This is a genomic window from Polaromonas sp. P1_F4, assembly GCF_056405675.1.
Window position 1 is genome coordinate 95,543 of record NZ_JBFUBP010000008.1, and the last position, 25,143, is coordinate 120,685.

General features: G+C 63.9%; 22 protein-coding genes. 9 read left to right on the forward strand and 13 right to left on the reverse strand.

Translation table 11 applies throughout. The features are described from left to right. Position 1: 1 nt before the first annotated feature. Complete coding sequence (locus AC1DYQ_RS16545) at positions 2 to 994, forward strand: M14 family metallopeptidase (RefSeq protein WP_477687685.1); 993 nt, start codon at positions 2 to 4, stop codon at positions 992 to 994. Between the two features lie 23 nt (positions 995 to 1,017). Here AC1DYQ_RS16545 and AC1DYQ_RS16550 read toward each other — a convergent pair whose 3' ends face one another. Further along, a complete protein-coding gene (locus AC1DYQ_RS16550) occupies positions 1,018 to 1,536 on the reverse strand; it encodes a flavin reductase family protein (RefSeq protein WP_477687686.1) in 519 nt (172 codons plus the stop codon). A 97-nt stretch (positions 1,537 to 1,633) separates the two neighbouring features. Between AC1DYQ_RS16550 and AC1DYQ_RS16555 the strand changes: the two genes are divergently transcribed. Further along, positions 1,634 to 2,506 (forward strand): M14 family zinc carboxypeptidase, encoded by an 873-nt coding sequence (locus AC1DYQ_RS16555; RefSeq protein ID WP_477687687.1) that lies wholly within the window; start codon positions 1,634 to 1,636, stop codon positions 2,504 to 2,506. A 22-nt stretch (positions 2,507 to 2,528) separates the two neighbouring features. On the opposite strand, the gene AC1DYQ_RS16560 is transcribed toward AC1DYQ_RS16555, so the two are convergent. Together AC1DYQ_RS16560 and AC1DYQ_RS16565 are read right to left on the reverse strand one after the other, a co-directional pair. Further along, positions 2,529 to 2,825: a hypothetical protein gene (locus AC1DYQ_RS16560; RefSeq protein ID WP_477687688.1), complete on the reverse strand. Its 297-nt coding sequence runs from the start codon at positions 2,823 to 2,825 to the stop codon at positions 2,529 to 2,531. Positions 2,826 to 2,922: 97 nt separating this feature from the next. Next, the gene (locus AC1DYQ_RS16565; RefSeq protein ID WP_477687689.1) at positions 2,923 to 3,489 is read right to left on the reverse strand and encodes a flavodoxin family protein; all 567 of its coding nucleotides are present in this window, start codon (positions 3,487 to 3,489) and stop codon (positions 2,923 to 2,925) included. A 96-nt stretch (positions 3,490 to 3,585) separates the two neighbouring features. Between AC1DYQ_RS16565 and AC1DYQ_RS16570 the strand changes: the two genes are divergently transcribed. Beyond that, complete coding sequence (locus tag AC1DYQ_RS16570) at positions 3,586 to 4,035, forward strand: VOC family protein (protein ID WP_457281788.1); 450 nt, start codon at positions 3,586 to 3,588, stop codon at positions 4,033 to 4,035. Here AC1DYQ_RS16570 and AC1DYQ_RS16575 read toward each other — a convergent pair. Beyond that, a complete protein-coding gene (locus tag AC1DYQ_RS16575; protein WP_477687690.1) occupies positions 4,004 to 4,639 on the reverse strand; it encodes a LysE family translocator in 636 nt (211 codons plus the stop codon). The two genes, AC1DYQ_RS16570 and AC1DYQ_RS16575, sit on opposite strands and share 32 nt — an antisense overlap. Before the next feature lie 17 nt (positions 4,640 to 4,656). Then, positions 4,657 to 5,178 (reverse strand): hypothetical protein, encoded by a 522-nt coding sequence (locus tag AC1DYQ_RS16580; RefSeq protein ID WP_477687691.1) that lies wholly within the window; start codon positions 5,176 to 5,178, stop codon positions 4,657 to 4,659. 99 nt (positions 5,179 to 5,277) lie between these two features. On the opposite strand from AC1DYQ_RS16580, the gene AC1DYQ_RS16585 reads away from it, so the two are divergent. After that, on the forward strand, positions 5,278 to 6,228 hold the full coding sequence (locus tag AC1DYQ_RS16585) for a helix-turn-helix transcriptional regulator (protein ID WP_477670328.1): 951 nt from the start codon (positions 5,278 to 5,280) through the stop codon (positions 6,226 to 6,228). A 15-nt stretch (positions 6,229 to 6,243) separates the two neighbouring features. Here AC1DYQ_RS16585 and AC1DYQ_RS16590 read toward each other — a convergent pair whose 3' ends face one another. After that, on the reverse strand, positions 6,244 to 7,596 hold the full coding sequence (locus AC1DYQ_RS16590; protein WP_457281784.1) for a D-amino acid dehydrogenase: 1,353 nt from the start codon (positions 7,594 to 7,596) through the stop codon (positions 6,244 to 6,246). A 107-nt stretch (positions 7,597 to 7,703) separates the two neighbouring features. Here AC1DYQ_RS16590 and AC1DYQ_RS16595 point away from each other — a divergent pair, with 107 nt between their 5' ends. Together AC1DYQ_RS16595 and AC1DYQ_RS16600 are read left to right on the forward strand one after the other, a co-directional pair. Continuing rightward, complete coding sequence (locus tag AC1DYQ_RS16595; protein WP_477687692.1) at positions 7,704 to 8,648, forward strand: LysR family transcriptional regulator ArgP; 945 nt, start codon at positions 7,704 to 7,706, stop codon at positions 8,646 to 8,648. Positions 8,649 to 8,806: 158 nt separating this feature from the next. Continuing rightward, complete coding sequence (locus AC1DYQ_RS16600) at positions 8,807 to 12,877, forward strand: PAS domain S-box protein (protein WP_477687693.1); 4,071 nt, start codon at positions 8,807 to 8,809, stop codon at positions 12,875 to 12,877. 298 nt (positions 12,878 to 13,175) lie between these two features. Here AC1DYQ_RS16600 and AC1DYQ_RS16605 read toward each other — a convergent pair whose 3' ends face one another. After that, entirely contained in the window at positions 13,176 to 13,727 is a 552-nt protein-coding gene (locus AC1DYQ_RS16605; protein ID WP_477687694.1) for a hypothetical protein, read from the reverse strand. A gap of 276 nt (positions 13,728 to 14,003) precedes the next feature. After that, positions 14,004 to 14,855 carry a metallophosphoesterase gene (locus AC1DYQ_RS16610; protein WP_477687695.1) on the reverse strand — a complete coding sequence of 284 codons (852 nt, stop codon included), beginning with the start codon at positions 14,853 to 14,855 and terminating at the stop codon, positions 14,004 to 14,006. 87 nt (positions 14,856 to 14,942) lie between these two features. Between AC1DYQ_RS16610 and AC1DYQ_RS16615 the strand changes: the two genes are divergently transcribed. Beyond that, positions 14,943 to 15,386, forward strand: coding sequence for a DUF1801 domain-containing protein (locus AC1DYQ_RS16615; protein WP_477687696.1), 444 nt, complete (start codon positions 14,943 to 14,945; stop codon positions 15,384 to 15,386). 33 nt (positions 15,387 to 15,419) lie between these two features. Here the strand turns inward: AC1DYQ_RS16615 and AC1DYQ_RS16620 are convergent, their stop codons facing one another. After that, on the reverse strand, positions 15,420 to 16,961 hold the full coding sequence (locus tag AC1DYQ_RS16620) for a sensor histidine kinase (protein WP_477687697.1): 1,542 nt from the start codon (positions 16,959 to 16,961) through the stop codon (positions 15,420 to 15,422). A gap of 190 nt (positions 16,962 to 17,151) precedes the next feature. On the opposite strand from AC1DYQ_RS16620, the gene AC1DYQ_RS16625 reads away from it, so the two are divergent. Beyond that, positions 17,152 to 17,328: a hypothetical protein gene (locus tag AC1DYQ_RS16625; RefSeq protein ID WP_431099058.1), complete on the forward strand. Its 177-nt coding sequence runs from the start codon at positions 17,152 to 17,154 to the stop codon at positions 17,326 to 17,328. Positions 17,329 to 17,464: 136 nt separating this feature from the next. On the opposite strand, the gene AC1DYQ_RS16630 is transcribed toward AC1DYQ_RS16625, so the two are convergent. From AC1DYQ_RS16630 to AC1DYQ_RS16645, 4 genes are all read right to left on the reverse strand, one after another. Beyond that, positions 17,465 to 18,466, reverse strand: coding sequence for a Bug family tripartite tricarboxylate transporter substrate binding protein (locus tag AC1DYQ_RS16630; RefSeq protein ID WP_477687698.1), 1,002 nt, complete (start codon positions 18,464 to 18,466; stop codon positions 17,465 to 17,467). 404 nt (positions 18,467 to 18,870) lie between these two features. After that, complete coding sequence (locus tag AC1DYQ_RS16635) at positions 18,871 to 19,758, reverse strand: hypothetical protein (protein WP_477687699.1); 888 nt, start codon at positions 19,756 to 19,758, stop codon at positions 18,871 to 18,873. Between the two features lie 81 nt (positions 19,759 to 19,839). Then, positions 19,840 to 22,620 carry an autotransporter family protein gene (locus AC1DYQ_RS16640; protein ID WP_477687700.1) on the reverse strand — a complete coding sequence of 927 codons (2,781 nt, stop codon included), beginning with the start codon at positions 22,618 to 22,620 and terminating at the stop codon, positions 19,840 to 19,842. Between the two features lie 727 nt (positions 22,621 to 23,347). Next, the gene (locus AC1DYQ_RS16645) at positions 23,348 to 24,304 is read right to left on the reverse strand and encodes a LysR family transcriptional regulator (protein WP_477687701.1); all 957 of its coding nucleotides are present in this window, start codon (positions 24,302 to 24,304) and stop codon (positions 23,348 to 23,350) included. A 182-nt stretch (positions 24,305 to 24,486) separates the two neighbouring features. On the opposite strand from AC1DYQ_RS16645, the gene AC1DYQ_RS16650 reads away from it, so the two are divergent. Further along, positions 24,487 to 25,143, forward strand: a complete 657-nt coding sequence (locus tag AC1DYQ_RS16650; protein WP_477687702.1) for a hypothetical protein — start codon at positions 24,487 to 24,489, stop codon at positions 25,141 to 25,143.

A 25,143-nucleotide genomic window follows, 5' to 3' on the forward strand; every position in this document is an offset into this window, starting at 1 on the left:
CGTGAATCGATCAGGAAGCGATCAGGCCAAGTCTGGCGAGCTCACCCCAAAACCCCACGCGGTGCAGCTTCAGCCGCCCGGGTTGTCGTTTTGGGCGGCGTCCTCCACAGGGGTGGCGCATGTGCAGGAGCGCACTTCAACCGAAGCCGGCCCGGACGTGCTGGTGACGGCGCTGGTGCACGGCAACGAATATTCGGGCGCCTGGGCGCTGGACGCGTTTCTTCTTAGCGGGCTGCAGCCGCGGCGCGGGCGAATCACCGCCGTGTTCTGCAACACCGAGGCCTTCATGCGGTTTGACACCCGCAAGCCCGATGCCTCCCGCTTTGTGGACGAAGATTTCAACCGCGTGTGGTCCGCTGACCTGCTGGACGGCCCCACGCGCAGCGCCGAGCTGCTGCGCGCCCGCGAAATCCGGCCGTTTGTTGACCGCGCCACCCACCTGCTGGACCTGCATTCCATGCATGAGCCCGGTGGCGCTTTGCTGGTAACGGGCATGCTGCCGCGCAATATTGCTTTTGCGCAAAGCCTGGGTACCTCGGGTCAGGTGGTCGTCGATGCCGGCCACGCCGATGGTGTCCGCATGCGGGACTACGGGCCGTTTGGTGACGAAAACGGCGACCGCGTTGCCCTGCTGCTGGAGGCCGGCCAGCACTGGGAACTGGCGTCGCTGCAGGCGGCACGCAACGTGCTCATGCGGTTTTTGGTGTGCGCCGGGGTGATGGATCGCAGCGACGTGCCGCCCGGCTGGCTGCTGCCCGATGCGCCGCCGCCGCCGCCCGTGACGGTGACACACCGCGTTGTTGCGCGGTCAATGGACTTTGCGTTTGTGCAGGATTTTTGCGGCGGCGAAACCATACGCCATGCCGGCACGCCGATTGCGCATGATGCGGGCGAGCCGGTGGTGACACCCTACGACGACTGTGTGCTGGTCATGCCGTCGGTGAGGCAGTTGCGGCCCGGTGTGACGACCGTGCGGCTGGGCCGGCTGGGCTGAACACAGCCCAGCGCAGGAGCGGTTTACAGCGGATGCTCGGTATAAAACTTGCCGCCGTGAAACAACAACGGCGCGGCGCCCGCGCGGTGGGTGCAGCGCTCCACTTCGCCCACGAAAATCACGTGGTCGCCTTCTTCATACCGGCTGCGGTTGAAGCACTCGAAAGTGGCGGCTGCGCCTGTCAGCAGCGGCGTGCCGCCGACGCCCTCCGTAAACAGCACGCCCTTCCAGCGGTCTTCGCGCCGGCTGGCAAAGCGCTCGGCCAGCTCTTTCTGGTCAGCCGCCAGGATGTTGATGGCGTAGTGTGATCCGGTGCTGAGCGCGGCCATCGATCCGGCCGCCTGCGCCAGGCTCCAGAGCACCAGCGGCGGCTGCAGCGATACCGAGTTGAAAGAGTTGGCGGTCAGCCCGACCAAGGCGCCCTGCGGCGTCCGTGCGGTGACGATGGTGACCCCGGTGGCAAACATGGCCAGCGAAGCCCGAAACTCCCGCTGGGAGAAGCTGGGGCTGCTCGCTTTGCGGGGAATGGCGGGGGTCAGCATAGAAGGGTAATTTAACTGAACTGCCACGGGCGCACCTGCGGCGGGGTTTAGCCGCCTCTTGCGGGCAGCCGGTTGCCTGCCAGTTAAACTGGCTGTCATGTCTTTTTCTCGTTCCGCCGCCGTTTTTTTTGCTATTTATTTGATAGCTGCTGGCGCACGTGCAGATTCGCCTTGCGCCGATTACTCATCCAAACTCCCCAATGTGAGGCAGGAGCTGTGCGCGGCAGCGCAACTGCAGCCTTCGGGGACGCGCTCGGTTAACGGCCGCGTACTCTGGGTGCGCGATATCAAGCCAGAATCCCCCAGCTTGCGTGTGCTGGTCGTCGGTGCGATTCACGGCGACGAGCTGTCCTCCGGGGCGGTGGCGCTGCACTGGATCAGGCTGGCTTCCCAGCCGCCGCTGGACTCTCCGCAGGCGATCCACTGGCGGTTCGTTCCTGTGCTCAATCCGGACGGTGTGCTCTCCAGCCCGCCGCGCCGCGCCAACGCGCGCGGTGTGGATTTGAACCGCAATTTCCCCACCCCGAATTGGGAGCGGGACGCGAAGGTTTATTGGGAAAAGCGCACAGGGAAAGACCCGCGCCGCTGGCCCGGCCCCAGGCCGCTGTCCGAGCCCGAGTCACGGTTTTTGCACGAGCAGATGCAGAGCTTCAAACCCAACCTGATTGTCAGCATTCATGCGCCTTATGGCGTGCTCGACTTTGACGGCCCCTCCGTGCCGCCCTCCAGGCTGGGGCGCCTGTACCTTGATCAGGTGGGCATCTTCCCGGGCTCGCTGGGCAACTATGGCGGTGTGCACAAGGGGGTGCCCGTGGTCACCATCGAATTGCCCAATTCGACACGCACGCCGCTGGACGCAGAGATGCGCCAGATGTGGCTGGATTTATTGCGCTGGATGAGCGAGAAAGTGGTTGTTCAGGCACATCTGCCGGCCGGCGGAGCGGTGCCCGCTGCGCATCCGGTGCCGTGAGCGGCTTCCACGCTCACGGCACCTAAAGCTTTTTGTAGGCCCGATCAAGCTCCACACCCTTGGTGGTGTCGGTGAGTCCTCTTTTGACATCCTTGCCGGCCTGTTCAATTGCAGCATCGGGCATGGCATGAGTCATGTCCACCGCCTGGTCACGTTCGTGCGGCAATTCCAGGCTGGCCTCAACGGCGCCATCCTTCAGGGTGTCCTGCTTGCCGGGACGGGAGCGTTGTGCGCGAGGGTCTTTGGCCGGCATGCCTTTGCCGGCAGGGCGGTCGGCGGGCCTACCCGGGTCGGGATTGCCGTGTTGGGATGAGTTCATGTATCGACTGTGCAGCAGCACCCCTTGCCGGGCTGTCAGCCTGGCAAACCATGCCCTGTAGGAAAAGGCCACCTGTCCCACAGGGGCAGCGCGATCCTCAGCCGGCGAGAAAACCAGCCGCCTGCGTCAACGCCACCGAGTCGGCCTTGACAGCGTCGGGCGGTCCGCCTTTGCCCCATAGCTCGCCGCCATAGTTCATGGCCATGAACTGCGCGCAGAGCCTGATTGAGTCCACCATGGGCTGCGCTTTGGCGCGGTCGCCGCTGGTGGTGATCAGCCACAAGGTTTTTTTCGCCATCTCGTCCTTGAAGGGCAGGCCGGGCACGCGCATCCAGGCGCTCCAGTGGTCGAGGTAAATCTTCAGCGGCGCCGGAATGCTGTACCAGTACACCGGGGCCACAAACACAATGTCGGTGGCGTCCATCGTGGCGTCCAGCAGCATCTTCATGTCGCCTTCCGGCATGGCGTACTGACCCGTGGTGTGGCGCTGATCGACAAACAGCGGCATCCGCGTGCGGGACAGGTGATGCCAGGCCTGGGGCGTGCCGGCCGGCAGTGCGGCGGCGGCTTGCTGCGCCAGCCACTCGGTGTTGCCCAACGCGCCGGGCTCGCGTGTGGAGGTGGCAAGAAAAAGAAATCGGGGGTTCGGATTCATGGCGGCCATGGTACTGGCTGATGCAGGCCTTTGCTTGTACAGGGTCTGGGTACCGCGTGCCAGAATAAAGCGATAAAACGCAGCCTCACTGGAGCCTTCCTCGCCATGATCCATATTCGCGACATCGACCACATCGTCCTTCGGGTCACAGATCTGCAGGGCATGCTGCGCTTTTACCAGCAGGTGCTGGGCTGCAGCCTGGAACGCCGGCAGGACGAAATCGGCCTGGTGCAACTGCGTGCCGGGCGTTCGCTGGTGGACCTGGTGCCGGTGGATGGCACGCTGGGCCGGGCCGGCGGCGCGGCTCCAGGCAAGGAGGGCCGCAACGTCGACCATGTCTGCTTTCGTGTCGAGCCTTTCGATGCGGAGGCCATTCGCCGCCACCTGGCGGCCCACGGCGTTGAGGCAGGCAAGGTGGAGTCGCGCTATGGCGCCGAGGGCGAAGGGCCTTCGATTTATCTCAACGACCCCGAAGGCAACACCGTGGAACTCAAGGGGCCGGCATGGCCCGAGGGCGCCAACCCTAAAACTGCCGCCAGCCCTGCCACGCCGTGAAGCATGCGCCGGCGATCAGCACGGCACCCACGGCGCGCGCCATGGCAACACTGGCGCCCGGCCGCTCCGCCAGCCATCGCCGGGTACCCGCAGCAGCCAGCGCCAGCGAACCGTATACGCCGCTCTGGGTAATGGCGATGATCAATCCAAGCGCCACAGCCTGAACCCAGAGCGAGCCGTATTCCAGCCGCAAAAACTGCGGAAAGATGGCCAGCATGAAAAGGTAGGCTTTCGGGTTGAGCAGGCAGGTGAGTGCGGCTTGCCGGAAGGTGCGCCACGGGGACGGCGGCTCGATGTCCGGCAAGGCGCCGAAAACAGACGTGCTGCGCATCAGTGACCACCCGATCCAGGCGATATACAGGCTGCCCGCCGCCAGCATGACATTGACCATGCCCGGAACCAGCTGCAGCAGGATGCCCAGCCCCAGCGCGCCTGCCACGACGTGGCAAATACCGCCCGCCACAACGCCCGCGACGGCGAAGAGGCCGGCCCTGCGCCCGCCGGTCAATGAGCTGGCCATGACGAACGCCATGTCCATGCCGGGCAGGATGATGATGCCCAGCACCATGAGAAAAAACAGCCAGAGGTGTGCGAAGTGGTCCATCAACGAGCCTGTTTTTTTTAGCGGTGTACTGCGTGGTAAGCGGGGCGTGACAGGCTCATCACCCAATTGGTTTCCCAGTGGCGGCCGCCGTCTTCCGAAAAGGCCTGTTCCCAGCGGGCGTGGGTAGGTGTGATGCCGGACCAGGTGAAGCGAACCCGCACCGGCCGGCCTTCATGGCTGTCGTTTCCCTCAAACCGGCCTATGCCGCCGGCAAACGAACCGGTCATCGGCGGCTGCAGTAAGCCGTTGTTCTGGCTGACCCAGTAAATGCACCACAACCGCGTTTGCGGATTGAAAAACCGCAAGGCCATGCCGATGGTCTCCTTGTCTTCGGTGACCAGGTCGTTCATGTTGCCGAGCCCGCCCAGCAGCAGTGCGCCGTCCTGCACGGCTTCGAAACTTTCCCAGTCGGTGCAGCCCTCCAGTCGCCGGCGCAGACGCTTGTTGCTGACCAGCCAACGCCCGGTGATGAAATTGAAGTCATGGCGCCCGTCGACGAGCTCGGCAAGGTCCGGTGTGTGAGTCAGGGTGGTGGTCATGGCTTGAAGTGCTTGTGGCACCGCAGTGGATATGTGAAAACCAGTCTATAAAGGTAATAGGGCTGTTTCGGCCCTAATTAGGCGTTAGACTTTTTCACCATGTATTCCCCCACTACACGCGTGCTCACCGTCCTGGAACTGCTGCAGTCCCATGGCCGGCTGAGCGGTGCCGAGCTGGCGCGGCGGCTGCAGGTGGATGGCCGCACCCTGCGCCGCTACATCGCCAAGCTGGAAGACCTGGGCATTCCGGTGGTGGCCGAGCGTGGCCGCTACGGGTGCTACAGCCTGATCGCCGGCTTCAAGCTGCCGCCGATGATGTTCACCGACGACGAAGCGCTGGCCCTGTCGCTGGGCCTGCTTGCCGCGCGCGGCCTGGGGCTGGCCGAGGCGGCGCCTGCTGCGGAAAGCGCGCAGGCCAAGCTGGAGCGCGTGATGCCGTACCAGCTGAAAAACCGCGTCCGTGCGCTTGGTGAAACCGTGACGCTGGACATGCGCCATGCGGTGGCCCCCGGCGACAACACGGCGTTGCTGGCCTTGAGCACCGCAGCGCATGGCTGGCAGCGTGTGCACATGGCGTACCGTTCAGCCGACGACGATGTCACCGAGCGAGACTTTGACGCCTACGGCCTGGCATTTCGCCGCGGCCGCTGGTACGTGGTGGGCTGGTGCCATCTGCGCGGGGCGCTGCGCTCATTCCGCCTGGACCGTGTGCAGGAAGTCCGGCCGCTCAATGTGGTGTTTACGCCGCCGGCAGATTTCAATGCCGCGCAGCATCTCGTCCTGGGGCTGGCCACCATGCCGCGCACAAACACCGTGCGCCTGTTGCTGCACACCGATTTGCAGACGGCGCAAATGGAACTCCCCGACAGCATTGGCGTGTTCCAGCCCAGTGACGAGGGCGTGCTGCTGCACAGCCAGACCGACCACATCCCGTGGTTCGCCCGACAGCTTTCGCGGTTGCCATTTGCTTTCGAAATCCAGGAGCCACCTGCGCTGCGCACCGCGCTGCGCGACCACGCACAACGCACGCTGGACCAGCATGCGGCCTGAACAGGCAGGTGCGGATCAGGCGGTTTCAGGTTCCAGGCTGCCGCGCGCTCGGGCCAGCCCATAAAAACCGAAATCCATGGCCGGAACCTCCCCGCAGATCAGCTCGGCCATGGCCTTGCCCGACCCGGCGCCGTGCGTCCAGCCCAGTGTGCCATGTCCGGCATTCACCCACAGGCGGCCGACTTTGGTCTTGCCGATGTAGGGAATGTTGGTGGGCGTGGCGGGACGCAGGCCGGTCCAGAAATTCGGCGTACCGCCCTGTTCTTCAAGGCGGGTGTCGCACACGCCCGGCAGCACTTCTTCGATGCGGTCGGCCAGCATTTTGCAGCGCGCCCTGGCCAGCGGTGTGTCCAGCGAAAGGTCGTAGCCGCCGACTTCGATGGTGCCGGCCACGCGCAAGTGATCGCCGAGGCGGCTCATGGCGCATTTGACCTCGTCGTCAATGGTGCTGACGAAGGGCGCAAGTTCCGGCTTGAGCAGCTTGAAGGTGGCGCTGTAGCCTTTGCCCGGATAGATCGGCAGGTCAACGCCCACCGAGCGCAACAGCGGCGCCGTGTACGAACCGCAAGCCACCACGATCTCGTCGGCCTTGAGTTTCATGACGGGACTCTCACTGCTGCCCGGCACGGTGCGTGCCCGGACGGCGACCGACTGGACCGCTCCACCGGACTTTTCCAGTCCTTCGATGTTGTGTTCGTAGAGAAAGCGTACGCCCTTGTCGGCGCAGCGCTGTGCCAGCGCCTGGGTGAAGACGCGCGCGTCGCCGCTTTCGTCGCTGGCGGTATAAGTGCCTCCCACGATGCGGTGCGCAAATGCCTTGAAGGCCGGCTCAATGCCCAGCAACTCGGCCGTGCTCACCACGCGGCGCGCCACGCCGTACTTCTGCATCAGCGCCGCCGCTTCACCGGCGGTATCGAACGACTTCTGGTCGGTGTAGTAGTGCGCGATGCCGCGCTCCAGCCGGTTGTATTCAATGCCGGTGGCCCTGACCACCTCCTTGAGCGCGATATGGCTGTAAGCGCCGAGGGCCACCAGCTGCTGCACGTTGCGCTCAAACGCGGCGTCGTTGCATTGCGACAGAAACTGCAGGCCCCAGCGCCATTGCTGCCAGCCATCGCCGAAGGGCAATTGCGGCCGGAACAGCAGGGGCGCATCGTTGCGAAACATCCATTTCAGGGCCTTCAGGGGGGCGTCCTTGTTGGCCCAGGGTTCGCAATAGCTGACCGAAATCTGTGCGGCATTGCCAAAACTGGTTTCCAGGGCGGCTCCGGGCTGCCGGTCCACCACAGTTACCTCATGGCCGCGCTCCAGCAGGTGCCAGGCAGTGCTGACGCCGATGATTCCCGCTCCCAAAACCACTACTTTCATACAAGCCCCTTTACAGCTTTCAAGTGTGAAGGATGTTGCTTTCAATTAATAGAAAAATTAAACTATCAGTGAAAACATCAGAACAACTAATACAAAGGAGGCTCTGCATGAGCACTTTTGATCCGGATGCGCTCGAATGCCTGGCAGCCATCGTGGAAGAGGGCGGCTTTGAGCGGGCGGCCCAGCGCCTGTCGATCACGCAGTCGGCGGTGTCGCAGCGCCTGCGTGCACTGGAGGCCCAGGTCGGCACCGTGCTGATCGTGCGCAGCAGGCCGCTCAAACCCACATCCGCCGGGCAGCTGCTGCTGAAACACACCAAGATGCTGCGCCTGCTGCGCGCCGACCTTGAGCGGGACATGAAAGAGCTGGCGCCCAGCTCCCTCGGCGGCGCGCGCGAAGAAGAACGAATCTCGATTGCCATCAATGCCGACAGCATTGCCACCTGGGCCCTGCCGGCGCTGACCGATCTGGCGCAGCAGGGCCTGCCCATGGAGATCATCCACGACGACCAGAACTTCACCCACGAGTGGTTGCGTGAAGGCCAGGTGCTGGGCTGCGTCACCACGCTCAAGCAGGCGCTGCGCGGCTGCAAGGTGGAACCGCTGGGCGCGATGCAGTATATCGCGGTGGCTACACCAGGCTTTGCGCAAAAAAGGCTTGGCCTGGGCGAGGGCCCTGGCGGCAAGCAGAACGCGCCCGCCCTGACGCAATACAACTTTCGCGATGTGCCTTTTATCGCGTTCAACCGCAAAGACGAATTGCCGGTCGATTTCGTCGGCAAAGCTTTCGGGCTCAAGCGCGTCACCCTCAACCAGCTCTTTGTGCCGTCATCGGAAGGCATGGTCAGGGCTGTGCTGGCGGGCTGGGGCGTCAGCGTGGTGCCGCGCCTGCTCGCGCAAGGACTGATTGACACAGGCCAGCTCGTCAATGTGGCCTCCAGCTACACCCTGCCCATCCAGCTCTACTGGCATTGCTGGAACCTCGAGTCTGAAGTGCTGGATGCGCTCACCGCCGCACTCAAGCAGTCTGCAGCGCAGTCGCTGGTACCCTGATTAATGGGACACCGGGGCAGCCATGCGGTGGTCGCTGTTTCACTCGCTGACAAAGACGGGGAAGGGAGTAATCCCATTTACAAAAGGCAGCGGCTTCCGCACACTGTGACCTGATGCGCGCTTGGCGCTGCATTGCAGTGAAAGGCACGAGGTAACGAATGCTGGGATGGCTGGGGCTGCGTACCCGTCTGGTTTTGCTGGTGCTGCTCGCGCTGCTCCCGCTGTTCGGCTTGCTCGCGTATTACGCCGAACAAGGCCGCCGTACTGCACTGGAACATGCACAGGTTGACCTGCAGGCCCAGGTCGCGCTGCTCGCCACACACCAGCAGCGCACGGTGGACAAGGTCCATGAGCTTCTCAACGGCCTGGCCAGTGCGCCTCATATCAAGAGCCACGAGCCCGGGCTGTGCGGGCAACAGCTGAAAAACATCCATCAGGAGCACCCCGAGTTCACCCATGTCGGCGTTGCTGCGCCGGACGGCCGGCTGGTCTGCAGCTCATTGGGCCTTCCTGCCGGCAGTATCCAGGAAGATGACCGGCCATTTTTCCTGCAAATCATGGCCGGCCAGCGTTTTGCCATTGGGACTTACGGCATTGGCCGCAGCAGTGGCCTGCCTGGCCTGATCTTCGCCATACCGGTCCACACCGATTCCGGCGCCATGGGGGGCGTGGCCTTTGCCTCCCTGGGCCTGAAGGCGCTGGCAGAACCCTTGAGCGCCGTGTCGATGATGCCGGGCGCAAGGTTGACGGTACTCGACCGGGATGGCGTGGTTCTGGCTGTTTCCCCGCAGGCACCTTCCTGGCTGGGCCGGCAGCACCCGGACGCCGCCGTGCGCCAGGGTGTGCAAACGCGCCACCTGGGCGTATTGCATGCGCCTGATGCGCAGGGAAGCCAGCGGGTCTACGCTTTTGCGCCGGTCCCCGTCGAAGGCCACGATGGGCTATTTGTGGCAGTCAGTGTCCCGCAGGAAATCATCGGTGCAGAAAGCCGCGACAACCTGCTTTCGGAGCTGGCGGCCTTGCTCGCCATGGCCGTGGCAAGTGCAGCCTGTGCATGGTGGATGGGCAACCGCCTGATCGTCAACCCGGCCAAGGCGATCCTGAAAGAAGCCAATGAGGTTGCGCAGGGCAATCTGGGGGCGCGCGTCAGGCTGGGTCCGTTGTACCAGGGGGAGCTTGGCGACATCGGGCAGACTTTCAATCGCATGGCCGGCTCGCTTCAGGCGCGGCAGGAAGAGCTTGACGCCGCGCTCAGCCGCGTCGACAAAGAGCGCTCACTGCTTGACCTGATTCTCAACAGCATGAGTGAAGGGGTGATCGCAGCGGACACCGAAGGCCGCTTCCTGGTGTTCAACGCGACGGCCCGCAAGCTCTTCAATGCGGCTACACCGGGCCCTGGCATGCGGGTCGAGGAATGGCGGCGCAACCATGAGCTGCTGATGCTTGACGGCAAAACCCACTTGCCGGAAGCTGAACGGCCGCTGACACGCGCTGCCCGCGGCGTCAGCACCGACAACTGGGACCTCGTATTTCGCAGGCCCGGCGCCGAAGATCGGGTGCTCCGCATGAGCACCCGGCCCTTGCGCGGTGACGACGGCACGCTGGTTGGTGGCGTCGCGGTGTTCAACGACATCACCAAAGCCAAGGCCGCCGAACAATTCGCGAAGGCACAGGAACAGGTGCTGGCGCTGATTGCCGGGAGCGCGCCCTTGCAGCGCTCGCTCGAAGCCGTGGTGCAATTAATTGAGACGAGTTCCCCGGACAGCCTGTGCTCGATCCTGCTGCTGGATGGCCAGCACCTGCGCCTGGGTGCAGCGCCCAGCCTGCCGGACAGCTACAACCAGGCCATTGAAGGCCTGCCGGTTGGTGAAGGGGTGGGTGCCTGCGGTACCGCGGCGTTTCGCAACGAGATGGTCGTGGTGGAAGACACCCAGCTGGATCCGTTGATGAAAGACTATCGCGAACTCCTGGCCACGCACAACCTGCGCGCCTGTTGGTCGCATCCCGTGGTGTCTACCACTGGCGAGCCGCTGGCGACGTTTGCCATCTACCACCGCTATCCGTGTGCCCCCCAGGCGCACGACCTGGAGCTGATCGCCACCGCGGCGCGGCTGGCCGGCATTGCGCTGGTACGTGCCCGCGCCGAGGCGGCGCTGGTCAGCAGCGAAGCGCGCTTTCGTGAGCTTGCAGAAAACATCAACGACGTTTTTTACAACGTGGATCCCCGCTCGGGCCAGCTTCTCTATATCAGCCCCGGCTATGAGAAGGTGTGGGGGCGCAGCCGCGAGAGCCTGTATGCCAACCCCCTGTCATATGCCGACGCGGCGCTGCCGGAGGATCAGCCTTTGCTGAAGCTCGCCAGGAAGCGCAACCGAACCGGCGAATCCTCCGACATCGAATACCGCATCCTGTCCACGGACGGCAAGCTCCGGTGGATACACGACCACTCCTATCCGGTGCTCGATGCGTCGGGCGTGCTCGAACGTGTGGTGGGCACCGCGCGCGACATTACCGACCGCAAGCTTGCCGACCTGGCGCTCGCAAACACCAACCGGGCCCTGCAGATGCTGAGCCAGTCCAGCATCGCCATTAACCGAATCGAAGACGAGGAGGCCCTGTTGGCCGAAGTCTGCCGTGTCGCTGTCGACGTGGGCAACTACCGCATGGCATGGGTCGGGTATGCGCAGAACGACGAAGCGCGCACCATACAGCCCATGGTGCACGCCGGTAACGAGGGTGGCTACCTGACGGTGATCCGCCTGACCTGGCGCGATGACCAGGTCACGGGCCAGGGCCCCGCGGGCCAGGCCATTCGTACGGGGCTGCCCCAGCAAAGTGGCGACATCGGTCAGGCTGAAAATCACTTCTACTGGCATGCCGACGCGATGAAGCGAGGCTACCGGAGCGCGGTCTGCCTGCCCTTGCGCGAAGGGGCCCGCAGTTTTGGTGTGCTGTGCCTTTATTCGGCCGAAGCGCAGCACTTCACCCCTGAAGAAATCAAGCTCCTGCAGGAGCTTGCCGACAACCTGGCATTCGGCATCGTCAGCTTGAGAGAACGGCTGGAGCGCCAGCGCAGCCAGGAGGCTGCGCGCCAAGCCGCAGTCAAACTGCGCGAACAGGCCTCGCTGCTGGACAGGGCCCAGGATGCCATCATGGTCCGCAACCTGGACCGGACCATACGTTTCTGGAACAAGAGTGCCGAACGCCTTTACGGGTGGACGGCCGAAGAAGTGCTGGGAAAATCGATGGAAGAGTTCATGTACGAGGATCCCCAGGTGCTTGTGGGCGCCATGGCCCGCACGCTGGCCAATGAAGGGGACTGGACCGGTGAACTGGAGCAGCGCGCCAGGGATGGTTCAACGGTGGCCATCGAAGCACGCTGGACGGTGGTGCGCGACGAAGAAGGCAAGGTCAACGGGGTGCTCGGCATCAACACCGATATCCGAGAACGCCGGCGTGCGCGTGAAGAAATTTTGCGGCTCAACGCCAGCCTGGAAGAGCGCGTGCAGCAGCGCACCGCGCAGCTCGAATTTGCCAACAAACAACTGGAAGCGTTTTCCTATTCCGTATCCCATGACCTGCGCAGCCCGCTTAGTGCCATCGACGGATTCAGCGACCTGTTACAGCGTGCCATGAACAAGTCCGACAGCACACCGCTGTCGGAGCGCAGCCGGCATTACCTGGCGCGCATACGGGCCGGGGTGGGGCAAATGGGGGAGTTGATCGATGCGATGTTGACGTTGGCACAGGTGTCGCGCTCAAGCCTGCGCTGGGAGCCGGTCGACCTCAGCGCGCTGGTGCAGGGCATCCTTGATGGCTACCGTGAACGCGAGCCCGAAAGGCCGGTGGATCTCCATGTTGAAGCGGGTTTGACGGGGCAGGGTGACCCGCGCCTGCTCATGCAGTTGCTGGACAACCTGCTGGGCAACGCCTGGAAATTCAGCGCCAACCAGGAGCGCACCGAAATCACCTTCGGCCATGAGATCGGGGAAGACGGAGAGACGGTTTATTTTGTCCAGGACAAGGGCGCCGGTTTTGACATGGCCTATGCGGAGAAGCTATTTGGCGCGTTCCAGCGCCTGCATTCGCTGTCGGAGTTCGCCGGCACCGGCATTGGGCTGGCCACGGTGCACCGCATCGTGGCACGGCATGGCGGCAAGGTCTGGGCCCAGTCATCACTTGGGCAAGGCGCCACGTTCTATTTCACGTTGGGTGAGAGGACTCTGTAGCACCCCCGTCCAGGCTCACTGCGTGTAGCCTGTTCCCCCCTCAAGGGGCCGGCGAAGCCGGACCCGCGGCCCCCATTGGTGAAATACCTTCATCACTGGTCGTACCCACCGAATTCTTCAAGCCGGCGGGTGCCGCGGAACCGGCTTTGCCGGGCCGCAGGCACCGTCCCCTGCAAGGGGAAAAGGGCTACACGCAGTGAGCCCGATAGGGGTGTGCCAATTTCTCGGCTTTGCCGGGCCACAGGCGAGCGGCCCCCTCGGGGGGCAGCGACCCACACGAAGTGGGGGAGCGTGGGGGCTAAAAGCTTTGCTGCCGCAGAGTTTCGCGCAGCGTCTGTGCCTTGTCCGCGTCGAACTGGCCTTCAACCCGTGCCAGCACTTCACCCTGGCGGTTGACCACTACGGCGTAGACCTGGTCGGTGCCGTTGAGGCCGGCCGCACGCACAAAACTGGCCCGGTCAGTGAACACCGGCACCAGCCTGGCGCGCTCGGTATCTGCGGTGTAGTGCTTGAGCAACTTGTTTTCGACGGCGCTGCGCCCCGTCGGTGTGCCGGGGTCATTGACGATCGGCATGCGCATCCACGCGATGGACGAGTCGTTACGCAGGTTCAGCCCCTGAATCCAGCTCTCGGCCTGGACATGCTGGCCGCGCTGAAAGGTGATCAGTGCAAGGGTGCGGTCAGAGGGCAAGCCATCCGGCACGTTGACCGGCTGGCGCAGCAGCGTTTGCGCCATGAAGGCCGGCATGTGCCCCATGACGCTGGCCTCATTGGGTGATGCGAACGCAAACGCAAACGCAAGGCCGACGGCAAGCAGCCAGGCGCCAAGATACGACACGTTGCTTTTCATGGTGCTCTCCCCTATGCGGGTGCGTGCAGGAAGTCCTGCATGAACCCTTCATGCAAGATACATGCAAGCCGAACAGTGCGCAAACCAACAATTGGAACAAAGTGTTATCACTGGTGATCACCCTTTGAATTCCGCGTTGCCGGTCAAGCTTAGGTAGCGTGGTGCGCAGGAAGTTCAAAAAGAAGCGCCGCCGTTGTGCGCGACGCGGCGCTACGACTTTAGTCAGCGCCGGCATGCGGGCCACACGTCCATAAGAGTGCTATTGGCTATTAGCAACTATTGGCCGATGCTGATCAGCAAGTCGGGCAGAAACCCGTCCTGCTCCTGTTTACGCGCATACCCCAGGGGGTTGGCCACCACGCGGCAGCCGCGGCTGACGTAGTCGATGGCGCAGTGCAGGTGCCCGTGCAGCCACAGGTCGGCCAACGGAAGCAGGTCGTCCAGCGTATTGCAAAAGCCCGCCGTGCCCGGCACCAGGCCGTAGCGCGGGTCGGCGCTCAGCAAGCTGGGGGCGAAATGCGTCACGGCCACGGTAGGCCCTTCAAATGGTACGGCCAGTGCCTGCCGCAACCAGGCCTGGCTTTTGAGGCCCTCTTCGCGCAGGTCGGCCGCCAGCAGTGGCTGGCCATCGCGAAAGGAATGGTTTTTTCCGAGGTAAAAGTTGGCTGCGCGGAATGCTTTTTCGCGCGCTTTCAGTTGCTCGCCCGGCGTGATGTCCGATGCCTGGGCCTGGCCTGCGCTCAGGGCGTCAAAGTCGGTCCACAGCGTGCTGCCCACAAAACGCACACCCTGCAGCACCACGATTTCACGTTCGAGCCAGACCATGCCCAGGCGCTCGCAGGTTTCGCGCAGCCGCACATGGGTTTCATCAAAGTCCAGGCCGTCGTATTCGTGGTTGCCCGGGACAAACAGCACCGGCGTCGGCCAGTCCGCACCGCCTTGGGCCAGAGGCAAGGGCGAAAACTGCCCCAGGCCGAAGTCGGCAATGCCCCTCTCGCCCAGCAGCGAGCCCTGCTGATAGGAGCCAATGTCGCCGGCCAGTACCAGCAGGTCGGCGCCGGGTACGGGCACGGCCTTGAAGTCGGGGTTGCTCTCGAGGTGCAGGTCGGACAGGAGCTGGATGTTCACCCCGCCGATTGTGCGGGAAGACGGGCCTGGTTCCGGGTGGCGGGCTTTTTCGCTTGCGGCCCCACCCGTCCTTGCGCTAGATTGCGCATGGCATCAGCAAATGAACAGGAGCCGCTTGTGAAGCAGATCGGGAACGCAGCCGTCGCGCAGACCTTCGCAGCCTACCCGCCGGCACTGCGGCGCAAGCTACTGGCCCTGCGCCAGCTGATCCTGGACACGGCTTTGGCCACACCCGGCGTCGGCGAGCTGGAGGAAACCCTCAAGTGGGGCGAGCCGGCCTACCTCACGTCAGCCAGCAAAAGCGGCAGCACCATCCGGCTGGGGCCGGTCAAATCCAGCCCGGCGCAGTACGCCCTGTACTTCAATTGCAACACCACGCTGGTGGACACCTTCCGCACCTTGTTTCCGGGGGAGCTGCGCTATGAGGGCAACCGGGCCATCGTGCTCGATGCGGCTGATCCATTGCCCCGGGATGCCTTGTCGTTGTGCATTCAGGCGGCACTGACCTACCACCGGAAAAAAGGCCCCTGAAACGACAAAACCGCCGGTGCCGGGCGGGGTGTGTCAGGCCAGCGGCGCCAGCAGGCGCACGGTGAATGTCGTGCCTTGCCCGGGCTTGCTGGCAACTTCAATCTGCCCCTGGTGCAGGTCAACGCATTCCTTCACGATGTGCAGGCCGATGCCGGTGCCGGAGATGTTGCCGACATTGGTGCCGCGGTGAAAGCTGCCGAACAGGCGCGGCAGGTCGGCTTCCGGGATGCCGATGCCGTGGTCGCTGATGCGCAGGTGAATCTGGTCGCCCACGCCGCGAACGGCAAACTGCACCGGCGTGTCCGGGTCCGAATATTTCAGCGCATTGCCCAGCAGGTTGACCACGATGTGCCGCAGCAACTGCTGGTCCGCCGTGCGCGGCGCGTCCAGGCCGTCGCAGGTCAGCGACACGCGCGCGGCCTGCGGGTTGCCGCGCTCAAGCTCACCCATCACCTGCACCAGCCAGTCGGGCACGGCCAGCGGTGCGGCTTCGAACTGAAACTTGCCCAGCTCCAGGCGGCTGGTCAGCAGCACCTGCTCGACCATGCTGTTCATGCGGGCCACCGCCGTCTTGATCTGCCCCAGCAGCTCCCGGCGTTCGCTGGCCGGAAAGCTGGCGCCGTAGGCATCCAGCAGCTCCACGGACGACAGGATGGCGGCCAGTGGCGTGCGGAACTCGTGCGATGTCACAGCGACAAACCGTGACTTCAGCTCCGACAGCTCGCGCTCGTGCGCCAGCGCCTTGCGCATGTCTTCCTCTGCCTGGCGCTTGCGCGTGACATCGGTCAGGAAGTTGAGCGTGGCGGGCGCGCCCTGCCATTCAAACATCACCGCGCTGATCTCAAGCCAGCGTATGGCGCTGCGGCTGTGCTGCACGCGAAACTGGTAGTAGTTCTCCACCGGCTCGCCGCGCAGGCGCTTCATGTGGTTGCTCAGCACCTTCTCGCGGTCGTCGGGGTGGATGAATTCGATGAAGGGCCGGGACTTGGCGGTTTCCTCGTCCAGCGAGGTCAGCTCCAGTGCCTTGGGGTTGGCATACAGGATGCGCCCGGCCGCCGTGACAAGAATGCCCTCGCTGACGTTTTCCACCACCGCGCGGTACTTGGCCTCGGAGTCGTTGCGCCGGCCGATCTCCACACGCAATTGCTTGGAAGTGTCGAGCTGCCAGGTGATGTTGTTGGCCAGGTGGATGACGCGCAGCAACTGCCCCGAAGGGCTGTGCATGGGCAGTGCGCGCTGGCTCAGCCGCGCGTTGCCGCCCTGCGGCCGGATGACCCTGTATTCTTCGCTGCGCTTCAGGGGGCTGGTTTGCAGGCTCAGCACGCGCTCGCGGTCTATCGGGTCCACATGCTCGAGCCATTGCCACGGCCGGTCTGCCAGGGTGTCGGCCGACAGGCCCCAGAACGCCTCGAACGCCGGGTTGGTATAGGTGATGCGGCCGGTTTGCGGGTCCCAGGACCAGAGCATGGCGTCAATATTCGAGGCGATCTGCCGCAGCAGCGCCAGCGCCCCGTCCGGCGATGAAGCAGGGGTCTCAGCCGTGGGCAGGGAAGAGGGATTTGGGGGATGGGCCACAGCCCAAGCATAGCCGCCGGCTCCGTGAAGTTTTCCCCGGAAATCACGTAGAAATCACCTGCATGTGCCGCCGCGGAGCACGGCATGCATTTTTTGCATGGGTTTGGGCCCCGGTTAGGCTTGAAACCCTAGGGAAAACCCTTATTCTTCATTCACCGCAACTTTTTCACCCCATGAAGGTGACCCTGCCATGTACAGCCTGATTTCCCAGATCGCCCGTTTCCTGCCCGCCGCAACCCGCGTGGCCCCCGTGAACGGTGTGGCCCACAACCTGATGGAACGCGCCGAAGCACGCGCCGGCCGCAATCCGCTGCAGGCCCAGGAACTGCGCAGCGCCGCCTACGCTTATCTCAGCGTGGTTCGCTGAGCCCCCACGCTTCCCCACTTCGAGCCTGCGGCGCGCTGCCCCTTTTCTCACGTACGGGGCCGCCCGCCTTGCGGCTGGCAAAGCCAGACCGCGGCTTCAGCTGGTAAAGACGGGGTCTTGCTCGGGGCGGATGCGGTCAGAGCTTGACCCCTGCTCCTTTGACGGCGGGCGACAGTACGGCTACCTGCTCCCTGACGAAGCCGGTGAACGCCGCCGGGCTCATCGGCTGTGTGGTGATGCCCAGCTCCAGCATCTTCTTCTTGATCTCCGCCGTTGCCAGTATTTCGTTGCAGGCGCTGCTCAGCCGTGCCACGACGTCGGCCGGCATGTGCGCCGGACCGCTCAAACCAAAGAAGTTGTCCAGCACCAGCTTGCGGTAGCCAAACTCCAGCACGCTGGGCACATCCGGCACCAGCGGTGAGCGGCTGGCCGACGTTACGGCCAGCGGCACCAGCTGCCCGCTCTTGAAGTAGGGCACAAACGCCGTCAGCACGTCGATGCCCACGGGGATCACGCCCGCGATCAGGTCTGTCGTCATGGGCGCACCGCCGCGGTACGGGATGTGCACCAGGTTCACGCCCATGGACTTTTTCATCAGCTCGCCGTAAATGTGGCCGATCGAGGCCGGGCCGCCCGAGCCGAAGTCGAGCCGGCCCGCCTTGCGGGCCTGCGCTTCCACGTCGGTAATCGTCTTGATGGGCGCGTGCGGGTTGGCCATCACCACGCAGGGCGCATTGCCGATCAGCGCGATGTGGGTGAAGCCTTCCACCGGGTCATAGGGCTGCTTTTCCAGCGCGAATGGGCCGATGGAAACCGGTGTCGAGTTGCTCAACATCAGCGTGTAGCCGTCTGCCGGCGCCTGCGCCACCACCAGGCCTCCCACGCTGCCGCCCGCGCCCGGCCGGTTGTCGACCACCACCGCCTGCCCCAGCTTTTTGCCCAGCTGCTCGGCCATCACCCGCGCGACGATGTCGCTGGCGCCGCCGGCCGGAAAGGTCACCACGATCTTGATCGGCTTGTCCGGCCAGGCAGCCAGGGCCGGCAGCGCCATGGATGCGGCGCCGCTGGCCAGGATCTTCAGCGCGGTGCGGCGTGCAAGTGGGTGTGAGGGCGTAGGGGGGTGTGGGTAGTCTGGCATGGGTGGCTCCTGCATACAGTTTGTGTGCAAAAGTGTGTGCAAAAACCATGCCCCTCGGCCGCGAGCCGCTTGAATGGGATTGCCCGCGGGCGTTCGGCGTCAGCGTGACGCTACTGAATTGGTAGCGGCTCGCGCCTGTCCTCATTGGCTTACAGCCCGATTGAGGGGGTAAAAAAGCGACTCAGGGAGCTTTGGACCCTCCAGCCTGCCCCTGGGGTGCCGCAAAAGCCTTGGCGATGCCGGCAACCCCGCGAAAACCACTGATTTCAAGCATCAAAGATGGCTGAAATCCAATACGAACGGGCGCAAGCAGCTATCTATTTGATAGCGAATGACATGGCAATCTGCCGCCGGCTTAAGCCGCCTCGATAGGGTGCGTGCGTGACCCTGCTGCCGGCCCGCGATTACCGCCAAAGCTCCCCATTAAAGGAAACGCTTTTGACCATGTGTTCCTCCAGGTAGGCTTCCTTGTAGGCGGAACGCACGGTTTTCCAGGTTTCGCTGGTCACCGGGAGCTCCGTGCGTGCCGAGATGACGGCGCGAAACGGAATGTGGCCGACACCGGTGAAGGTGGCTTCTGAACGCAGCACCACATTGCAGTTAATGGTCTCTCCCGGTCCGATCAAGCCGCCAGGGCAGATGTCAGCCTGCACATCGCTGGATTTCACGGTCAGCTTCGTATTGGGCAGAGGGTTGAGCGTCAGGGCGATGCGCGGCGGGGTCACGCGGACGGCGCGGCGGCTTGCGTTGGTCAGGCTGAAACCGAAGGAGACGCTGCGGTCCAGCCACGTGACCTTTTGCTGGAACTTGACCTGCAGGTTCGGCGTCAGGGAGTCCACCAGTTCATCGACCACCTTGACGCGCTCCAGCCGCTTGCGTTCCGCGGCCTGGGCGTCGGGCACCGGTTTCTGCACCGGCTCCGGAACCGGTTCCGCTGCGGCCTTGGGCTGCTGGATCTCGGCCTTCATCTGCTCCATGTTGGCGCGCAAGGCCTCGGTCTGGGCCTTGGCTTCGGCGAGTTTTTGTTCAAGCTGCTGCTGGTTCTTCTGGTTCGCGGCCATCAGCTGCTGCATCAGCAGTTGGGCTTCCTTTTGTGCCTTGGCCGCAGGCCGGTCTACCAGGGTGTAACGCGCTGCGCTGCCGGCCACCACAATCGCCAGGCCGATGATCAGCAAAAAAACGATGGTGTCGTATCGGTGGGCGCCGGCGTCCTTGCCGGGTTTCGGTTTGGGTTGGCGCGGCGGGAGAGGCGGCAGGGATGGCGGGATGGGGGGCATGCTTTTGTAAGCCATGAGATATGACGCGGGTGTGGCTGGATTAAATGTGTTGTGAATCAGGTCGGTCAGGGGCCAACATGTTTTGAGATGCCCGGCTCACCATTTGCCGCGCACCCCCATCAGCAGGGCCAGGTTGCGCTGGCGTGCGTTCTGTTCGGTCTGAAGGTCGGCGAAGAGGTTGAAGTTGTCGTGGATGCGGCCCGAAACGCCCACGCCCAGAACCACCGTGTTGGCATTGAGGGCCACGCCCGCAATCTGGAACTGGTAGGGTGTGCCGGCGCCCTGCAGCTGCGCCGTCATCGGGGTGTTGTATTTGCCAAACTCATGCGCCCACACCACCCGCGGTTCGATCCGCAGCCGGCCCACGTCAAAGCCGGCTTTCAGCCCCAGCATCGATTTGGTCGAGTACACGGTTTGCGCGGCGACCTGCAGGTTGAGCGCTCCGGCGCCCTGCTCGGCAAAGCCGTTGGTCTGGTTGCGGCTGAAGGCCAGCGCGGCCATCGGCTGCAGCGTCCAGCCGGTCATGTCCAGGTCGTACGTCAACTCGCCGTAGGCCGAGGCGGTGCTGCTGTCGAAATTCGATGAGGCCACGCGGCTGATCGGCCCGACCACGATGCCGCGGTCCATGTGGTTGCCGTGAAACGCCACGCTGGTCACGCCATTCAGGCGCCAGGCCCCGTCGGTGTAGCCGGCGTACATCGCCAGCGCCGCGCTGCGAGCCCTGCCCTGGTCACCTGAATCAAAACTGACCCTTGATGTGCCGATGGTCACGGCGCCGCCCAGCATCAAGCCTGGCGACACTTCGGCGTCGTAACCCGCGCTCAGGCCGGTGCTGTTCAGGCGGCTGGCCATGGCGTTGCCGTCGCTGTCGGTGATTTGGTGGCTGCCGTAACCGCGCAGCCAGAAACCGCAGCCGTCTTCGATGGCCGGGAAAAGCGCCCTCAGGGCTTCGCGGCCCGCAACGTCGTCGCTGCCGCAGACTGAGCCCAGGCTGCTTCGGCCCACGCGTGCCTGCAGCTGTTCGCCGAATGCGGCGGCAAAGCTGGGGCCGGCACGGCGCAAGGCGACCAGGTTGGCACCGCCTATGGCATCGAAGGCGGCGAGGGCCTGCGGCACTGAAAGGCTGTTGAGGGCGCTGAGCACCGTGCTCATGTCGCCGCTCGCGCTGCCGGAGGCATTTTGCAGCGCATTCGAGGCTGACTGCTGGTTGGGCGTCATGCCGGGCAGGGTGTTGTAGCCGGTGCTGTTGCGCGCCAGGGTCAGGTACACATTGTTGGGGTCGTAGGTGAGCGACGGCGTCAGAAACGCCAGGTTGGTCGTGAGCCCGCTAAAGACGCCGGTGCGCCCGCCTGTGGCATTGAGGATGGTGTACTGCGTGGTCGGCGAGTAGGTACCGGCGCTGGCCAGCACGTTGACCGTGCCGCCGTTGATGGTCAGCGTGCCGGTGGCGTTGGTGCGGTCGTTGCTGCCGGCTGCATCGACCTCCACGCTGTAATTGGAGCCCGCATTGAAAGTCAGATTGCCGACGACGGTGAGCGTGCCGATGGAATTGCCGGGCGCCAGCGTGCCGCCCGACTGGATGGTGGTGTTGCGCACGGAACCGGTGCCGCCCAGCGTGCCGCCGTTCTGCACCTGCACGGCAGAGTTGGTCAGGCTGCCGTTGACCGACAGCGTGCCGCCGCTGACGACGGTAGTCCCGCTGTAAGTGTGGGTGCCGGAAAAGGTGACATTGCCGGTGCCGCTTTTGACCACGTTGCCGGTGCCGCTGATGACGCCGCCAAACGTTCCGTTGCCTGCTTGCAAGAACTCCAGGTTGGCGTTGGTGGTAATCAAGCCCTGCAGGTTGGCGGTAGTACCGCGCAAGGTGCCGCCATTGATGGTGGTGCCGCCGGTGTAGGTGTTGGTGCCAGAAAGAATCACCGTGCCGGTGCCTTCCTTGACCAGCGCGCCGCCGCCGCTGACGGACCCTGCATAGGTGCCATTGGTGGTCTGGTCGAAGGTCAGCACGCCGTCGTTGCTGATGGCTCCCTGCAGGCTGGTGGTGCTGCCGGTCAGGCGGGCATTGGTTCTGATGAAAGTGCCGCCGGTGTAGCTGTTGGCGCCCGTCAGTATGGTGGAGGAGCCCCCGGGGTGGCGGAACACTTCTACCCATCCGGCGCCGCTGATCGCCGCGGAGAAGGTGTAGGGCGTGGCGTCGTTTTGGTTGAACTTGATGCTGGAGCTGGCATTGCCGAAAACCACGGCGTCAGCATTCAGGGTGCCGCTGGGCCCGATGTTGCCGATGACCAGCGTCCCGGTGCCCACATTGCCCAGGTGCAGGGTGCGGGTGCCGCCCACCGTCACGGTGGCGCCGGTGCGGATGCCCAGGAGCCCGTCTCCATTGTTGCCAACAATGAACTGGTCGCCCGCAGCCAGGCTGGGGGGGGACACGTTCAGGCTGGCGCCGGCGCCGTCCATGAGGATCTGCCCTCCGGTCACCGTGTCGCCCACGCTCAGCCGCGTGGCCGTGACGCTCCCATTAATCAGCATTGATCCCGCGTTACCCGGCGTCGGCGTGGTGCCCAGCAGGAGCGTGCCAGCGGCCAGGGTGCGGCCCGCATGGACGACCACCTGGCCGTTTTCCTCCACTTGCAGTGTGCCCACCTGGGCGGCTGGTCCACTAATAATGTCCACCTGCTGGTTCGTCGGGACCCTTGCCAAGCTGGCGGCTGTAGGCGTGCCGCCACTCCAGTTGGCCGCGTCGTTCCAGTCCTGAGTGCCTGCGGCCGAGAAATCGTTGGTGACCTGGGCATGGCCGGCATGCGGTGCCATGGCCAGGCCGGCGAATGCCAGCGCCAGGCCAAGCGGCTTGAGGGGAAAGTGCGGGCGGGAATTCATGCGGGCCGGTTTTGGGGTGAGGGTTCAAGCCGTGCCGGTCAACGCAACCCAAAGACGATTGCCCCGCCAGAGGACATCGCGATTTCGGCTGCATGCGCAAGTAACGATTTAGCTAACATTTTTTAACGTATGCCTCGCAGTAACGACGCCCTCCGGGAAGAGCTCTGTACGGGTGTGATGTCCATGTTTTGACTTTGCTTCACGTTACATTTTTTTGCAAGTAGGTCGTTTGAAGACTTATGACGCGCAGAACACCAAATGAGAGAACTAAAGAATTAATTTGTTCTGGCGGCGCCAGTCAGGAGCGGCCGGAGTCTGGCCTGTAGCCAGAAAAAGCGGCGCCACACGCTGAAAATCGCGCCGCAGGGCACCGGATCCGGGTCATTAAGTGCGCTGTTTTGGTGTCTGCGTTGCGTGCTGACCACACCGCAGCCGGGAACTGCAGTGGTTTGATCCGGTTGCCACGGCTGCTATCAAATAGCTAGCGACTTGCGCTTGTCTTTATTGCTCAAAACACCAGTTTGAGGGGTAAAAATGCGTGCTGGAGAAGCGCGCTGCAATAGCGCTGGCCGACGGCGACTCCCGCACCCAAGACGGCCTGTTTTTGGCATCAAAAATGAATCAAACCCAATACTGACGAGCGCGAGCAGCTATGATTTTTATAGCGACGTGTAGGCATCTCTTCGGGATAGCCAGGCTGGCCAGTCCTTTGGGTGAATCAGGGGCCTCAGGCCAAAAAAGCCTTGTCGGCCGCGCGCACCAGTGCCTGGCGCAACCACACATGCGCGCTGCGTTGCTGCGAGCGCCGGTGCCACAGGGTGTCCACGTGCACCGGTGACACGTCAAACGGCAGAGGGCGCAGCACCAGCTGGTCGGCAATGCCCGTCACCCCGACGAAATGCCGCGGCAGCACGGTGAGCAGGTTGGAGTTGGCCACCACCCGCCCCGCAGTGAAGAACTGGTTGACCGTCAGCACCACATGCCGCTCCCGGCCCAGGGAGGCGAGGGCCTCGTCGACGAAACCATAGGGTCGGCCCGAAAAACTCACCAGCATGTGGCGCGCCGCGCAGAACTTGCTCAGCGTGAAAGGGCCGGTGGCCAGCGGGTGGTCCTTGCGCATGACGCAGACGTATTCGCCGTCATACAGCCGCTGGTGCAAAAAGGGCAGGGGCTCGCCGCTTTGCGCCCCGGCCGTCAGGTCGGCCAGCACCGAGGGAAAGTAGCCGACCGCCAGGTCGCACAGCTCCTCGTCCAGCAGGCGCCGCGGGTCGCGTGTGGTGAGTGGAATCACGCGGATTGAGACGCCGGGCGCTTCCTGGTCCAGCGTTTCCACCAGGCCGGGAATCAATTCAGCCGCGGTGGCATCGGCCATGGCCAGCACAAAGATGGTGGTGGCTTCGCCGGGCACGAATTCATTGGGCACCAGCGACTCCTGCAGCTGCTGCAGGGCCTCGCGCACAGCCGGCCAGATCGCCACGGCGCGCGGGGTGGGTGCCATGCCCTGGCCGCTGCGCTGCACCAGCTCGTCGCCCAGGGTTTCACGCAGCCGGCGCAGGGCGTTGCTGACAGCCGGCTGCGTCAGCGACAGGTTGCGCGCCGCCCGGGTCAAGCTGCGTTCGGCCATCACTTCGTCAAACACGCGAAGCAGGTTGAGGTCCAGGGTCCGGAAATTGAGGGGGGTCAAGGGCTCGGGGCGGGTGTTGAAAGGTGGAAAGAAGGTGAAAAAAGGCCGGAAAACCTCAGGTTATCACCAATGTGAATGAATCACATCATAAAGATAAAGTTGAATAACATCAGTGGTAACCCTAATATCCCCTTACCCGCTGCAATTTTGGTTCAGCGGAGTTAACCCAAAGGGAGTTCACCATGACCAGCTTCGTCAATATCAAATATTCCACACAGCACCCCGGCGTTGTCCGCGCTGAGTCGGCCTTTGGTGCCGTACGTCAGCTGGGCGGTGCATTCTCCGGCACCCGCGGCCTGGCCACGTTGCTGTTGTCCGCTGTCGCGGCCGCCGTGATGGTGGTGGCGTACCAAGTGATGGACAGCGTCGCCGAAGGCCACCTGCTGGTCATGTGGATCGGCCTCTGGGCTGTCGCTTTTGCTGTCCTGGCGATTTTCGCCGGCGCTGCGCGCAATGCCGCTGTCAGCCTCAAGGTTGGCCTGGACGCCTGGTCGCGTAGCCTGGCTGAGGCCCGCGCCGACCAGCGCCTGTGGCAAGCCGCCAAGAACGATCCCCGCGTGATGGCCGACCTGCAAGTTGCAATGGCTCGCCAGCAAGTCGCCGTTGAAGAGGCTGTTGCTGCCCCCGCAGCCGTGGTGTCCGCTCCGGCCGGCCTGACACAGCGCGCTCTCCGCCTGGGTGGCGCAGAACTGAAGGCCTTCCTGCGCAGCCAGGCCGACACGAAAGTCGTTGCTGCCGAAGCTGTGGTTGATGAGGTATCTGCTCCGGCCGGTCTGTCGCAGCGCGCCCGCCGCCTCGGTGGTGCAGAACTGCGTGCTTACCACCGCAGCTACATCTAA